Raw genomic sequence first — 14,844 nt, 5'->3', positions numbered from 1 at the left:
GCGCCCCTTTCAGAAAAACACATCCGCCGCGGGAATGCTGACGCGGCCTTTGGCGGTGTTTAGGACAAGGTTGCCCCCTGCGTCCACCGTTTCAAAGGTCCCGACCGTTTCCGACGCTGCGGTACGTGCGGTGATGACCTCCCCCAACCGTGCCGCCCGCGAGAGCCAGGCGGTCCGTATTGGTTCGAAACCATAGGTGACAAACTGCGTCTCATACCGGGCATAAGCAGCCGCAAGTTCCGTCAAAAAGTCCTCGTGCGTAACATGCGCACCGGTTTCCGACAGTAGTGAGACCGGGCGGACAGCCCCAGCCTCGACCATGTCCGCACCCGGGGCTTCGGCCAGATTAACCCCTATTCCGATCGACAAATGTGAGACGCCTCGCCCCTGCCCGGTGCTTTCCAGCAGAATTCCTGCCAGCTTGCCACCATTCAGCAGGACGTCATTCGGCCATTTCAACGACAGACCACTGGCGCGACCTGTCACAGCGACGCATGCATCAAACAACGCAAGTGCAGCAACGAAGCTGCGAAGGGCAGCCTGCTCGGGGTTGCCCTGTGGACGTAGCAGCAATGTTGCAGCCAGGTTTCCCTTGGGGTTGGCCCATGCCCGTCCCCGCCGACCACGCGCCGCCGTCTGGTGATGGGCCATGATCCAGACTGGCCCCTGCGCAGTGGGCGCAATACGCGCAGCCTCGTTCAGGGTACTGTCCACCTCCTGCACAACGTGCAGCCCATATCCACTTGGCCAGTCGTTCACGTCAAAAAGGCCCGGTCCATTGACCGAGCCCCCTTTTGCTTGAGTTGGGTCGTTTTAGTTGACAAGTGTGACCGCCGCAGCCGCAGCTGCCCCTTCGATACCGAACTGATAGAATACACCGATCAGCATCAGCGCTGCTGATCCCATCAGAGCCACCCACAGGACCGGAGAAGGATTGGTTTCAATCGGGTCTTCGTTTTCAGCACCGAAGTACATGTAGAAAACGATCCGCAAATAGTAGAACGCACCGATGACCGAAGAAATTGCAGAAACGATAACCAATCCGGTCAGACCAGCATCGATACCTGCCTGCCAGACGCCGAACTTGGCGAAAAAGCCCAGCATCGGCGGGACACCGGCGAGGCTGAACATCAGGATCAGAACCGCCAGAGCCTTGCCCGGATCACGTTTAGCGAACTGGCGCAGCGCGTCGATATCTGTCACCGGCTTCCCGTCACGTTCCATCATCAGGATGAAGGCAAACGTACCGATGTTCATCGTGACGTAAATCGCCAGATACATCAGCATCGCCTTGATCCCCAGTTCGGTTCCTGCAGCAAGACCGATCAGTGCGTATCCCATATGTGCAATCGACGAGAAAGCCATCAGCCGCTTGATGTCCCGCTGCCCAATTGCGGCAACGGCGCCAAGCAGCATCGACAATACAGACAACAGCACAATCACCTGCTGCCAGTCCTGCACCACACCTCCAAAGGCGTCATGCAGCAAGCGTGCAAACAGGGCCATTGCAGCCACTTTGGGTGCTGTCGCAAAGAAAGCGGTGATGGGTGTTGGCGATCCCTCATACACATCCGGTGTCCACATGTGGAACGGAACAGCCGAAACTTTGAAGGCCAAGCCCGAAATCAGGAAGATCAACCCGAACAGCAGCCCCAACGACACTTCGCCGTGATGAACCGTCTGGACGATGCCCGAAAACAGGGTGGTGCCGGTGAAACCATATACCAGCGACGCACCATACAGCAGCAGACCCGAGCTGAGTGCGCCCAGCACAAAATACTTCAGGCCCGCTTCGGTCGACTTCGCGCTATCGCGCCGCAATGCCGCAACAACGTAGAGCGACAGCGATTGCAGCTCCAGCCCCATGTAGAGCGACATCAGATCACCTGCGCTGACCATCATCATCATGCCAACGGCTGCAAGTGCCACAAGCAACGGATATTCAAAGCGCAGCAGATCGCGGCGGGTCATATAGTCTTGGCTCATCACAAGAACCGCCGCAGCAGAGAGCAGGATCGCCACTTTCGCAAACCGGGCGAACCCGTCATCGACGAACATGCCGTTGAAAGCTACACGTGTACCGGCACCGTTTGTCACGATCCAGAAGGACAACAGCGCCATAAGGCCCGCTGTCGTCCAGACCAGAACAGGCGCCAGCGCATCCTTGGTTGTATAGACAGCCCCAAGCAGCGCCACCATCGCATAGATCGCCAGAACAATCTCTGGCAGGATTACATTCAGATCAGCTTGGATCATGTCTCCAAAGCTCCCTTAGTGCGAGGCGACCTGGGTCGCGGCCTCAGCCGCGGCCAGAGCCGTGTCATAGTTCGAAATCAGCGCTGCGGTAGAGTTCCCGATCACATCCGTAACCAGAGATGGATATACCCCAAGCAGTATGGTCATCAGGATCAGCGGCGCGAAGATCAGCCGCTCACGCGAACTCATATCGGTGATCGACTTGAGGCTTTCCTTGATCAGGTCGCCAAAGACCACCCGCCGATAGAGCCACAGCGCATATGCTGCCGAGAAAATAACACCCGTCGCCGCGACAGCGGTGACCCAGGTGTTAACCTGGAACGTGCCCATCAATGTCAGGAATTCGCCAATGAACCCGCTGGTACCCGGCAAGCCAACATTGGCCATGGTGAACAGCATAAAGACCAGCGCATAGGCGGGCATCCGGATCACCAGACCGCCATAAGCCTCAATATCGCGCGTGTGCATCCGGTCATAAATCACACCGACACAAAGGAAGAGCGCGGCTGAGATGAAACCGTGGCTGAGCATCTGGAAGATTGCACCATCGATACCCTGCTGATTGGCTGCAAAAATACCCATGGTCACAAAACCCATATGCGCGACCGAGGAGTAGGCAATCAGCTTTTTCATATCCTCCTGCACCAGCGCGACAAGCGAGGTGTAGACCACGGCGATCGCCGACATCCACAACACGACATCCGTCATGACCGCCGATCCCACCGGGAACATCGGAAGGCTGAAACGTAGGAAACCATAGCCCCCCATTTTCAGCAGGATTGCCGCCAGCACGACCGAACCCGCGGTTGGCGCCTGCACGTGGGCATCCGGCAACCAGGTGTGAACCGGCCACATCGGCATCTTCACCGCAAAGCTGGCAAAGAAGGCGAGGAACATCAGGGTTTGCAGGCCACCTACCACATAGATGCCCAGCACACTGAAGCCTTCGGACGAGAACTGATGGTGCATCAGCGCCTCGATATCCGTGGTACCCGCATCCGAGTACATCGCAACCATCGCCACCAGCATCAGTACCGAGCCGAGGAAGGTGTAGAGGAAGAACTTGAAGCTGGCATAGATACGATCTTTGCCACCCCAGATACCGATGATCAGGAACATCGGGATCAGACCTGCCTCGAAGAACAGGTAGAACAGCACCAGGTCCAGCGCCATGAATACGCCCAGCATCAGCGTTTCAAGCAGCAGGAAGGCGATCATGTACTCTTTGACGCGATCGGTCACTTCCCAGCTGGCCAGAATGGTCAATGGCATAATGAAGGTGGTCAGCAGTACGAACAGGACGCTGATACCATCCACACCCATCTTGTAGTTCAGCCCCATCAGCCACTGGCCTTCTTCCACCATCTGGAAGCCGGTGTTGGAGGGGTCAAAGTCCGTGTAGATCCCAATCGAGACCAGGAAAGTCACTGTCGTCGCCAGCAACGCGATCCACTTGGCGTTTTTCTGTGCCGCCTCGTCATCCCCATGCAGGAACAGCGCCATAAGCGCTGCCGCGATGGCGGGGATGAACGTAACAATGGAGAGGATATTATCCATTAGTGTGCGCCTCCGCCGATCGACATCCAGGTGACAAGGGCTGCGATGCCCAGAACCATCCAGAAGGCGTAAGTAAAGATGTACCCGGTCTGCGCCTTGCCAGCGAGACGGGTAAAGAAGGGAACAACCCCCATTGCTACTCCATTCAGGAAGCCATCGATCACGTTGCCATCGCCGCGCTTCCACAGGAAACGGCCCAACGCAACGGTTGGTTTGACAAAGACCGCATCGTAGATTTCGTCAAAATACCACTTGTTCAGCAAGAACAGGTACAGCGGACGCTGGTTTGCAGCCAGACGCGCGGGCAACGCAGTATTCCTGATGTAGAACCAGTAAGCGATGACAAAGCCCAGCAGCATCGCGGCAAACGGCGAAACCTTTACCCATTTCGGGGCCGCATGCGCGTCATCCAGCACATGGTTGTCAGGAGCGATATAGATCGCGCCCTCGCCCGGCTCACCAGCGAATACGTAGTGGTGATAGCCCTCTTTCGCATACTTGTCGCCATGCGCAGCGTCATCGGCATGGCTATCATCTGCATGCCCGGTGTCGGCATGTGCCGCTTCATCACCGTGCCCTTCGGCCTTGCCATGATCACCGGCTTCGGCATGTTCTGACGCTTCGGCAACAGGAATGCCGTAGAACTTACCAACTTTGTCTGCGTGACCAAAGAAGTTGCTGTACCAGATCATGCCGGCGAAAACCGCACCCAGAGACAGCACGCCCAAAGGCACCAGCATAACCATCGGACTTTCGTGCGCGTGGTCATGAGTGTGCTTGTCTCCACGCGGCTCACCATAGAACGTCAGGAAGATCAGGCGCCAGCTGTAGAACGAGGTGAACGCAGCCGCGATCACCAACAGCCAGAAGCCATAAGCCGAACCACCTGCATATGCGCTCTCGATGATTGCATCTTTTGACAGGAACCCGGCGAACCCGATTGTCGTTAGCGGAATGCCCACGCCAGTGATCGCGAGTGTCCCGATCATCATGGCCCAGAAGGTATAAGGAATCTTTTTCCGCAACCCGCCATACTCGGTCATCTCCTGCTCGTGATGCATCGCGTGGATTACCGAACCGGCGCCAAGGAACAACAACGCCTTAAAGAAGGCGTGGGTGAATAGGTGGAACATCGCGGCCGAATACATGCCGACGCCAGCCGCAACAAACATGTAGCCCAACTGCGAACAGGTCGAATAGGCAATCACGCGTTTGATGTCGGTCTGAACCAGCCCGACAGTCGCCGCAAAGAATGCGGTAGTCGCGCCCAGTACGGTCACGAAACCAGCCGCGCCCGGAGCGAACTCGAACAGCGGAGACATCCGGCAAACAAGGAACACACCCGCAGTAACCATGGTCGCAGCGTGGATCAGCGCCGATACAGGCGTCGGGCCTTCCATCGCGTCCGGCAACCAGGTGTGCAGGATCAACTGCGCAGATTTGCCCATCGCGCCGATGAACAGCAGGACGCAGATCACCTCAATCGCGGTCCACTCTCCCCAAAGGAAGTGCAACTTCTCTTCTGCAAGTGCAGGCGCTGATGCAAAGATGTCCGAGAAGTTGATGCTGTCCGTCAGGAAGAACAGCGCGAAAATCCCCAGCGCAAAGCCAAAGTCGCCGACCCGGTTGACGACAAACGCCTTGATTGCGGCCGCGTTTGCAGATGGCTTGCGATAGTAGAACCCGATCAGCAGATAAGACGCGACGCCGACGCCTTCCCAGCCAAAGAACATCTGAACCAAGTTGTCCGCCGTCACCAGCATCAGCATCGCGAAGGTGAAGAAGGACAGATAGGCAAAGAAGCGCGGCTTATAGCTCTCACCCTCACGCCATTGCGGGTCGTGATCCATGTAGCCGAAGGAGTAGAGGTGCACGAGCGCGGAAACGGTGGTCACAACAATCAGCATGATCGCGGTCAAACGGTCCAGACGAATGGCCCAGCTTGTCGACAGCGATCCGCTCTCGATCCAGCGCATGATTTCGATCTGTTGGGTCACGCCGTCAAAGGTAAAGAACACGATCCACGACAGCAGACAGGCCAGAAACAGCAGGCCCGTCGCGGTCCACATGGCGGCTTTCTCACCAATGAACTTCCAGCCGAAACCGCAGAGCAGCGCGCCCACCAGCGGGGCAAAGAGGATGGTGGTTTCCATATTCCCTTACCCCTTCATCATATTGACGTCTTCAACCGCGATGGTGCCGCGGTTGCGGAAGAAACAGACCAGAATGGCCAGACCAATCGCCGCCTCAGCCGCTGCGACGGTCAAAACGAACAGCGTAAACACCTGCCCGACCAGATCGCCGAGGAAACTTGAGAACGCCACAAGGTTGATATTCACCGCCAGCAGCATCAGTTCGATGCTCATCAGCAGGATGATGACGTTCTTGCGGTTCAGGAAGAGACCGAAGATGCCGATGACGAACAGCGTCGCCGCGACCGTAAGATAGTGTTCAAGTCCGATCATCTTCTCAAAGTCCCTGCCCCGGTTTCACGTCCTTCAGTTCCATCGCCTTGGCCGGGTCGCGCATCATCTGGCCGACGATGTCCTGACGCTTGATGTCCTGACGGTGGCGCAGCGTCAAAACAATCGCACCGATCATCGCCACCAGCAGGATCAGGCCCGCCAGTTGGAACAGAAGGAAGTATTGATCGTAAAGAATGACACCCAGCGCCTCGGTGTTGTGGCGGTCAGCCGGGGTTGGCTGAGCCAGATTGGCCGCCGCGCCCTGCGCGCTGTCCCATGCGCCAAAGGCCATGACAAACTGCATCAGTATGACCAGACCGATCAGCAGGGCCAATGGCATATAGCGCGCCATCTCGGCCTTGAGCTCGGCAAAGTCCACGTCCAGCATCATCACCACGAAAAGGAAAAGGACCGCGACCGCGCCCACGTAGACGATAATCAGCAGCATCGCCACGAACTCGGCCCCCAGCAGAACGAACAGCCCCGCTGCCGACAGGAATGACAGGATCAGCCAAAGCACCGAGTGCACCGGCTGGCGGCTGATCACTGTGAACAGCCCGCCGGTGATGGCGCTTATGGCAAACAGATAGAAGGCAAAGACGGTCATTGATCCTCATCCTCGTTGTCGCCCATGACCTCTTGCGCCAATTCCAGCGCACGGGTCATGGCCGGAATGCCGGCGAAGACCGACATCTGACCGATCGTTTCCACGATCTCTTGTTTCTTGGCGCCAGCTTCCAACGCGTGGCGCACAGTCTGACGCACTGCCGAGTCCGCTTGCGCGCCCTGACAGGTCAGCCCGGCCAACGTCAGCAGCAAGCGGGTCTTGGCATCCAGCCCGTCCTTATTGACGGTGTTGCCGAACATCATCTCCATGACTTCTTTCGGCATGGTCGGCCACAGCGCCTCGAACCCTTTAGGCGAGAAATTCTCCATCGCCGGATTCATCGCCTTGGCCATGTCCTGAGCTTGCTTCATCATCACGGCGAATGGGTTATTGTCATCGGCCATCACAGCTTTTTCTCCAGACCGTCGATACGGTCAGTCAACGCCTCAAGGCTATCGACAACAAAGTACCGCATGTTTGTGATATCCTTGTGGATCAGGTTCATCTTGCGCACGAGATGGCGCAGAACTTCAACCTGAGCATCCCCAGCACCGCTGTTCGCGATACGCTCGATCTCGGACATCATGTCGTCGTAAACCTGCTCGACCTGGGTACGCAAAGCAATCTCAGGATCGGCATCAGGTCCATCTGGATCGAAATCCGGATTCAGATTGTTAGCTTCGGCAGCTGCATTCAGTCGCGATGTGAGATCGGCGATACTGTCCCGCCAAGTATCGGCTTCGTCAGTCTCGCCCCACAGTTCCACCAGTTCAGACTCGTCCGCCGTCACCCGTCTGACCGCTGCAAGCGCCATACCAACGGTGTCTTCATAGAAATTAATCGAAGCAGCGAGATCAAAGGGCGCTGCCGTTCCATTCTTTGGATGCCCAAGCGCCGAGGCCACGATTTCAGCCCCCGCCACTGCTGCTGACGCCTCATCAGCGTCCAGGTATTCGTTACCCATCGCAAAGACGTTACCAAAAAGCTCACGCACGGCCTCGGCCTGATCGGCGGGCTGGTCCAAACCACGAATCTGATCCAACAAGTCCGACGCGGTGTCGTTCTCAAAGCTATGTGGTCCCCAGGTTCCCATCAGCGATACGGCGCGTCCATTTCCAGATTGCGGGCGATCTCGGCTTCCCAGCGTTCGCCGTTCTCCAACAGCTTTTCCTTGTCGTAGAACAGTTCTTCCCGGGTTTCGGTGGCGAATTCAAAATTCGGGCCTTCGACAATGGCATCGACCGGACAGGCCTCCTGACAGAAGCCACAATAGATGCACTTGGTCATGTCGATGTCATAGCGCGTGGTGCGGCGGCTGCCGTCCTCGCGTGGTTCGGCGTCGATGGTTATGGCTTGTGCAGGGCAGACCGCCTCGCACAGTTTGCAGGCGATGCAGCGCTCCTCGCCGTTCGGATAGCGGCGCAGGGCGTGTTCCCCCCGGAAACGCGGCGACAGAGGGCCTTTTTCGTGCGGGTAGTTCACAGTGGCTTTGGGGGCAAAGAAATACTTCAGCCCCAGCTTCATGCCGACCCAGAAGTCCTGCAGCAGAAAGTACTTGGCAGCGCGGGTATAGTCGATTTGGGTCATATCAGCCTCCTACGCTCCAACGGGCGAATGCGCCCCAGAACCAGTCGAATTTCGCCGCAAAGGCCACGAAGACCACCCAGGCCAGCGAGAATGGCAGGAACACTTTCCAACCCAGACGCATCAGCTGGTCATAGCGGTAGCGGGGTGTGATCGCCTTGACCATCGCGAAGAGGAAGAAGAAGAACGCCATCTTCGCAACCATCCACAGCACGCCATCAGGCAGGCCCGGGATCGGCGACAGCCAGCCGCCGAAGAACAGCAGCGTGGTGAGTGCGCACATCAGGAAGATCGCGATGTATTCACCGGCCATGAACAGCAGGAAGGGCGTGGCCGAGTATTCGACCTGATAACCGGCAACCAATTCCGATTCCGCCTCGGGCAAATCAAATGGTGGACGGTTGGTTTCGGCTAATGCCGAGATGAAGAACAGGAACACCATCGGGAAATGCGGCAGCCAGTACCAGCTGAAGAAGCCAAAGCGGCCGTCTTGCGCTTCGACGATATGCCCGAAATTCATCGATCCGGTCGAGATGATCACGCCGATAATGATCAGGCCAATCGAAACCTCGTAAGAGATCATCTGCGCGGCAGAGCGCAGAGAGCCGAGAAACGGGTACTTTGAGTTCGACGCCCAACCACCCATAATCACGCCGTAAACTTCCAGCGATGATACAGCGAAGACATAAAGAATGGCGACGTTGATATCTGACAGCACCCAGCCGTCATTGAATGGGATCACAGCCCAGGCGATCATCGCCAGAACGAAGGATGTCAGCGGTGCAAGGATAAAAACCGTTCGGTCAGCACCCGCAGGAATGACGACTTCTTTGACCACATATTTCAGCGCGTCAGCCACCGATTGAAGCAGGCCGTAGACGCCCACAACGTTCGGGCCCCGGCGCATCTGAACCGCCGCCCAGATCTTGCGGTCGCCGTAAACAAGGAACAACAGCGAGATCATCACGAACGCAACAACTGCAAGCACTTGCGCCAGAATGATGAGGGCTATTCCGCCCGGGGTGTTAAAGAAGTCAGCCATTGGTCCTCACACCGTGGGTCGTCGGGATTGCGCGGGCGCGCGATATTGAAACGGGTCGCATCATTCTGCTGCGATCCTGTCGGTTTTAAGTGCCTGAGCTTGCGCCGATAGTTCTGCCATCAATTGAGAGGCGCGTGCTATCGGGTTGGTCAGATAGAAGTCTTTGATCGCATTTCGGAACGTTGCGTTGCCCAGTGATCCGGCCTCGAGCGGTTGCACCTCGTTCTCGATCACTTCGTCGATACGCGCCAAATGGGGCACGGCCTCGATCAGAGCGCTACGCAGCTGCGCCAGCGAGTCGAAGGGCAATGTCGCCCCCAGTTCGGCGGACAAGGCCCGCAGGATAGCCCAGTTTTCCTTGGCCTCACCCGGTGCGAACCCAGCGCGCATAGCCAGCTGCGGACGCCCTTCGGTGTTCACGAAAAGACCGTTCTCCTCCGTGTAGGCAGCAGCAGGCAGGATTACATCAGCGCGGTGCGCACCGCGATCACCATGGCTGCCCTGATAGATCACAAAGGCACCTTCGCCGATTTCGACTTCGTCCGCGCCCAGATTATAGATCACATCCGCAGCGCTGATCGCCTCCATACCACCTGCATTGGTGGCATCAACATCCATCGCACCAACCCGAGCAGCGGCTGTATGCAGAACGATCAGGCCGCTTTCTGTATTTGTAGCGATGGTTTGCGCAGCTGCCAGAACAGCTGCCCCATCAGCTTCTTGCAATGCACCTTGCCCCACAACGACCAGCGAGGGTTTTCCCTTGATCTCGTCATCACCGCCCATGTCGACCACTTTCTGCAGGGCAGCGCGGTCATCGCCAACATGATGGTAATTGTAGGTCAGATCGACAGCCGGACCGACCAAAGCAATGTCAGCACCATGGGCCCATGCTTTGCGGATGCGTGCGTTCAGAACCGGTGCCTCATCTCTCGGGTTGGTCCCGATCAACAGGATACGCTCAGCAGTATCTATGTCTTCGATGGCGGCGGTGCCGGCATAGGCGCCCCGGTTGCTTGCGGGCAGTTTAGCTCCGTCAGTGCGGCATTCAACTACGCCACCCTGCCCTTCGATCATCTGTTTCAGCGCAAAGATAGCTTCGACCGGAGCCAGATCACCAACAATCCCCGCAGGCTTCTCAGCCCCTTTTAGTGCGTCAGCTGCTTTGTTCAACGCTTCGGGCCAAGTGGCCGGGCGCAACTTGCCGTTCTCTCGCACGTAAGGACGGTCCAACCGCTGACGCCGCAAACCATCCCAGACAAAACGGGTTTTATCGCTGATCCACTCTTCATTCACGCCGTCGTGGTTGCGCGGCAGAAAGCGCATCACTTCACGACCCTTGGTATCTACACGGATATTCGAGCCCAAAGCATCCATCACATCGATGGATTCGGTTTTTGTCAGCTCCCACGGACGTGCAGTGAAGGCATAGGGTTTCGACGTCAGTGCGCCAACTGGACACAGATCAATGATATTGCCCTGCAAATTCGATTGCAGCGTCTCGTTGAGATACGAGGTGATCTCAGCATCTTCTCCACGCCCGGTCTGACCCATCTGCGTGATCCCGGCCACCTCGGTCGTGAACCGTACACAGCGGGTACAACTGATGCAGCGGGTCATCGCGGTGCCAACAAGCGGTCCTAAATCCAGATCATCAACCGCGCGCTTTGCTTCTTTGAAACGCGACCCCGACACACCATAAGCCATGGCCTGATCCTGCAGGTCGCATTCGCCCCCTTGATCGCAGATCGGACAGTCGAGCGGGTGGTTGATGAGCAGAAACTCCATCACACCCTCACGAGCCTTTTTGACCATGGGAGAGTTTGTCTTGACCACGGGCGCCTGCCCCTCAGGCCCCGGACGCAAATCACGCACCTGCATCGCGCAAGACGCTGCAGGCTTGGGCGGGCCGCCAACGACCTCCACCAGACACATCCGGCAGTTACCGGCAATCGACAGGCGTTCGTGGTAGCAAAAGCGCGGCACTTCAACCCCGGCCTGTTCACAGGCCTGGATCAGGGTCATTGCGCCGTCGACTTCGATTTCCTGCCCGTCGATATTGATCTTGCGGAGGTCAGACATGGTCTAGTTCGCCCTCAAATAAACGCCAATGGCGCTGTTTCTTTCGATTTCCGCGCGTCCCAAAGTACAGAAGGTTTCGGGATTCTCGTAGGTCACACCATGCTGCGCCAGATACGCCTCGCCCATGGAACGCATACGCGTCTTTTCAGCATCCGAATCCACATAAGCCCGGATTTCCTTATCCGAGTATCCCAGCTTGTTGGCTTTGGATTTCAGTCCCCAGATCACACCGATTGCTTTCATCCTGCGCCCGCTGATTGATGGGCAGTACTCGGAAATCTCATTTGCGATCGCGATGTAATAGAGTTCATTGTCGATCTCTTTGACATCGCGCAAAGGGGGTTTCGCTTCGGCCGCAACCGGTACCGCCATCAGAGTGGCGAGAGCAATCGTTTTCACAAAAGACATGGTATTTCCTTTCGTCTTGGGTCTCCCAAGACGAAGCACCGAGGCATTGCTATGCAATAACGACACCGAGGCCATGCGCTGATATGCAATAACTTTGCTCATGGTCTTTGGCAGGTACCTGCAAATGTCAGCTTGTCATTGTCGATACGCAGGTTCTGGGGTTCAGTCTCCGGCCCCACTTTCCACACGATTTTGGACGTGCCAAAGTTCTGAATGCAGAACCGGGTGCCCTCATACCGCCCCGCCTCACGCGCTCCATCCAGAGACGCCGAAACGCCGTTGATCGTGACAGTAAAATCGGCGCGCGAGACTTTCTTATCTACATAGCTGGCTTTGGCGCGGAAGGCCTGCCCATCGAACAGAACCCGTTCGCTCTTCGATTTGCCGCACGAAGCGACCAGCGTTGTCGCCACTAACACCCCAATAACAAGAGTATTTTTATTCATTTCCGTATCCCCAGATACCCTTTAGTAACAGTCAGTCGTTTTGTCCGACCGGTGTTACAACGTATTCTGTCCCAATTCAAAACGAGGCCACCAGTGCCATCACCCCCAACACCATCATGCAAGCCCATCCAATGACATAGAGAACAGATCGTAGCCCGCTGTGCGGTTTGCCGACCCCACGTATATGGACGATCAACATCACTACTCGTGCAACCAACGCTATAGAAGCAAGCAGGTTCACCCAGAACGGGCTAGCCCCCAGCAAAATCGCGGCCACAGTGACGGTCAGAAACGCTGGCAGGGTTTCAGTTCCGTTAAGATAAGCGCGGTTTAGGCGATAAGCCTTTTCCGAATAGTCCTGATCAGGCGTCGCACCTGGAGCCAGACCTTTGCTGGCCTTTGCAAGTGCCGAGAAAGGCGACAGAAACAACACGATCAGGGTAAAAATCACCAGCGAGGCGATTGCGTGGGAATACTCAGCATAGACTTCCATTAACTCACCTCTGCGTTAAATCTGCAAAGTACTTCAGTCTGGTGAAAACGCTTAGTTGGCATCCGACAATCTCCTTGCGGCTTTTTGAGCCTGCCAAGTCACCATGGATCCGATAACCGCGATCATTGTGCCAAAAATCGGAGCGTACAACGATCCTCCATAACCGAGGCCGACGGACAGAAACGACAGTGCATACCCGATAACCAAAGGGCTGATGCTCACGCAAATCGCTACGAGTCGGTTGGCCCCGTTCGCTCTCAGCAATGTCGCCAGAGCAAAAACAATCAGGCCTAGACCCAAAACAGCTAGGTATGCTGAAACAACTGTCATCTTATTCCGCTGCCATCGCACCCATGCGGCCCGATTTCTGAGCCTTGATGCGGTCCTCGATCTCTTCCCGGAAATTGCGGATCAGGCCCTGGATCGGCCAGGCCGCAGCATCGCCCAAGGCACAGATTGTGTGGCCTTCGACCTGCTTGGTCACATCGAACAACATGTCGATCTCTTCAAGTTCGGCCTCACCGCGCACCAGGCGGTCCATCACGCGCATCATCCAACCCGTACCTTCACGGCAAGGCGTACACTGGCCGCAGCTTTCGTGTTTGTAGAATTTCGACAGCCGCCAGATCGCTTTGATAATGTCGGTGGACTTGTCCATGACGATCACCGCCGCCGTTCCAAGACCCGACCCCAAGTCATTGCGCAGATGGTCGAAATCCATGATCGCGTCTCGCATGTCTTCGCCACGCACACATGGCACTGACGAGCCTCCGGGGATCACAGCCAGCAGATTGTCCCAACCACCACGAATGCCGCCGCAATGAGTTTCGATCAGTTGCTCGAACGGGATCGACATCGCCTCTTCCACCACGCACGGGTTATTCACGTGGCCTGAGATGGCAAACAGCTTGGTGCCCGCGTTGTTCTGACGACCAAAGCCCGCAAACCAGTCGGCGCCCCGGCGCAGGATGGTCGGTACAACCGCAATGGATTCGACGTTGTTCACAGTGGTCGGACAGCCATAAAGCCCCGCACCAGCCGGGAACGGAGGTTTCATCCTCGGCATACCCTTTTTGCCCTCAAGGCTTTCAATCAACGCGGTTTCCTCACCGCAGATGTAAGCCCCTGCGCCGTGATGCAGGAACAGGTCGAAATCCCAGCCCGATCCAGCGGCGTTCTTACCCAAAAGACCCGCGTCATAAGCTTCGTCGATCGCAGCCTGCAGTGCCTCGCGCTCGCGGATGTACTCGCCGCGCAGATAGATATAGCAGGTATGCGCATTCATCGCGAAGGAAGCGATCAGGCAGCCTTCGATCAGAGTATGTGGATCATGGCGCATGATCTCGCGGTCTTTGCAGGTTCCAGGTTCGGATTCGTCAGCATTCACAACCAGATAAGCTGGACGGCCATCGCTTTCTTTGGGCATGAACGACCATTTCAGACCGGTGGGGAAGCCCGCGCCTCCGCGACCACGCAGTCCCGAGTCCTTCATCGTCTGGATAATCCAATCACGCCCGTTGCCGATCAGGCCAGCCGTGCCGTCCCAATGCCCCCGGGCTTGCGCGCCTTTCAGCGTACGCTCATGCATCCCGTAGATGTTGGTAAAGATCCGGTCCTGATCCTTCAGCATCGTTAGCTTACCTTTGGCTATCCTGACGCATGCGCCAGAGTTGAAAAATGTTGACGCCCGCGTAAACGAAACCACCCAGAGCGGCGAAATCGAACAGCAGCGCATATCGCCCCGGCAGTCCCAGTGCAGGGCCGATGAACAATGACATCGCAAGCCAAGCCAACATGGTGACGGCAATCACCACTCCGATATGGCGCCCTTTTCGGGCCATGGCCTGTTCTTTGTCTTGGTCCATCTCGTCTGTGTGCCCCTTCAGGCGTACTCATTCCTGTTT

At 56.8% G+C, this 14,844-nt stretch carries 16 protein-coding genes; all 16 read right to left on the bottom strand.

The window, feature by feature from the left end; all coding sequences use genetic code 11:
* Positions 1 to 9 precede the first annotated feature (9 nt).
* Positions 10 to 759 carry a biotin--[acetyl-CoA-carboxylase] ligase gene (locus GOX61_RS07925; protein WP_170332707.1) on the bottom strand — a complete coding sequence of 250 codons (750 nt, stop codon included), beginning with the start codon at positions 757 to 759 and terminating at the stop codon, positions 10 to 12.
* Positions 760 to 813: 54 nt separating this feature from the next.
* Complete coding sequence (nuoN, locus tag GOX61_RS07920; protein ID WP_155147535.1) at positions 814 to 2,256, bottom strand: NADH-quinone oxidoreductase subunit NuoN; 1,443 nt, start codon at positions 2,254 to 2,256, stop codon at positions 814 to 816.
* A 15-nt stretch (positions 2,257 to 2,271) separates the two neighbouring features.
* Entirely contained in the window at positions 2,272 to 3,813 is a 1,542-nt protein-coding gene (locus GOX61_RS07915) for an NADH-quinone oxidoreductase subunit M (RefSeq protein WP_170332705.1), read from the bottom strand.
* The gene (gene nuoL / locus GOX61_RS07910) at positions 3,813 to 5,966 is read right to left on the bottom strand and encodes an NADH-quinone oxidoreductase subunit L (protein ID WP_170332702.1); all 2,154 of its coding nucleotides are present in this window, start codon (positions 5,964 to 5,966) and stop codon (positions 3,813 to 3,815) included. Before nuoL ends, GOX61_RS07915 begins: the two co-directional genes overlap by 1 nt.
* A 6-nt stretch (positions 5,967 to 5,972) precedes the next feature.
* Positions 5,973 to 6,278, bottom strand: coding sequence for an NADH-quinone oxidoreductase subunit NuoK (gene nuoK, locus GOX61_RS07905; RefSeq protein ID WP_005984024.1), 306 nt, complete (start codon positions 6,276 to 6,278; stop codon positions 5,973 to 5,975).
* Between the two features lie 4 nt (positions 6,279 to 6,282).
* Positions 6,283 to 6,885: an NADH-quinone oxidoreductase subunit J gene (locus GOX61_RS07900; protein WP_155147529.1), complete on the bottom strand. Its 603-nt coding sequence runs from the start codon at positions 6,883 to 6,885 to the stop codon at positions 6,283 to 6,285.
* Entirely contained in the window at positions 6,882 to 7,289 is a 408-nt protein-coding gene (locus GOX61_RS07895) for a carboxymuconolactone decarboxylase family protein (RefSeq protein WP_170332701.1), read from the bottom strand. Before GOX61_RS07895 ends, GOX61_RS07900 begins: the two co-directional genes overlap by 4 nt.
* On the bottom strand, positions 7,289 to 7,978 hold the full coding sequence (locus tag GOX61_RS07890) for a DUF4259 domain-containing protein (protein WP_170332699.1): 690 nt from the start codon (positions 7,976 to 7,978) through the stop codon (positions 7,289 to 7,291). Before GOX61_RS07890 ends, GOX61_RS07895 begins: the two co-directional genes overlap by 1 nt.
* Positions 7,978 to 8,472: an NADH-quinone oxidoreductase subunit NuoI gene (gene nuoI, locus GOX61_RS07885; protein ID WP_155147523.1), complete on the bottom strand. Its 495-nt coding sequence runs from the start codon at positions 8,470 to 8,472 to the stop codon at positions 7,978 to 7,980. The genes GOX61_RS07890 and nuoI overlap by 1 nt, the downstream gene beginning before the upstream one ends.
* Position 8,473: 1 nt before the next feature.
* Positions 8,474 to 9,511 carry an NADH-quinone oxidoreductase subunit NuoH gene (gene nuoH, locus GOX61_RS07880; protein ID WP_170332697.1) on the bottom strand — a complete coding sequence of 346 codons (1,038 nt, stop codon included), beginning with the start codon at positions 9,509 to 9,511 and terminating at the stop codon, positions 8,474 to 8,476.
* Positions 9,512 to 9,571: 60 nt separating this feature from the next.
* Positions 9,572 to 11,593: an NADH-quinone oxidoreductase subunit NuoG gene (nuoG, locus tag GOX61_RS07875; protein WP_170332694.1), complete on the bottom strand. Its 2,022-nt coding sequence runs from the start codon at positions 11,591 to 11,593 to the stop codon at positions 9,572 to 9,574.
* A gap of 3 nt (positions 11,594 to 11,596) precedes the next feature.
* Positions 11,597 to 12,001 (bottom strand): DUF5333 domain-containing protein, encoded by a 405-nt coding sequence (locus GOX61_RS07870; protein WP_254436797.1) that lies wholly within the window; start codon positions 11,999 to 12,001, stop codon positions 11,597 to 11,599.
* A gap of 98 nt (positions 12,002 to 12,099) precedes the next feature.
* Positions 12,100 to 12,447, bottom strand: coding sequence for a hypothetical protein (locus GOX61_RS07865; RefSeq protein WP_155147515.1), 348 nt, complete (start codon positions 12,445 to 12,447; stop codon positions 12,100 to 12,102).
* 76 nt (positions 12,448 to 12,523) lie between these two features.
* On the bottom strand, positions 12,524 to 12,940 hold the full coding sequence (locus tag GOX61_RS07860) for an MAPEG family protein (protein WP_170332692.1): 417 nt from the start codon (positions 12,938 to 12,940) through the stop codon (positions 12,524 to 12,526).
* Between the two features lie 331 nt (positions 12,941 to 13,271).
* Positions 13,272 to 14,570, bottom strand: a complete 1,299-nt coding sequence (nuoF, locus tag GOX61_RS07855) for an NADH-quinone oxidoreductase subunit NuoF (protein ID WP_058279630.1) — start codon at positions 14,568 to 14,570, stop codon at positions 13,272 to 13,274.
* A gap of 7 nt (positions 14,571 to 14,577) precedes the next feature.
* Positions 14,578 to 14,805, bottom strand: a complete 228-nt coding sequence (locus tag GOX61_RS07850; RefSeq protein WP_155147510.1) for a DUF5337 domain-containing protein — start codon at positions 14,803 to 14,805, stop codon at positions 14,578 to 14,580.
* Between the last annotated feature and the right edge of the window lie 39 nt (positions 14,806 to 14,844).

The sequence above is a fragment of the Ruegeria arenilitoris genome (genome assembly GCF_013030265.1).
Classification (GTDB): Bacteria; Pseudomonadota; Alphaproteobacteria; order Rhodobacterales; family Rhodobacteraceae; genus Ruegeria; species Ruegeria arenilitoris_E.
Note: the sequence above shows the minus strand (reverse complement) of the source record. Positions and strands in the feature narration are given on the sequence as shown.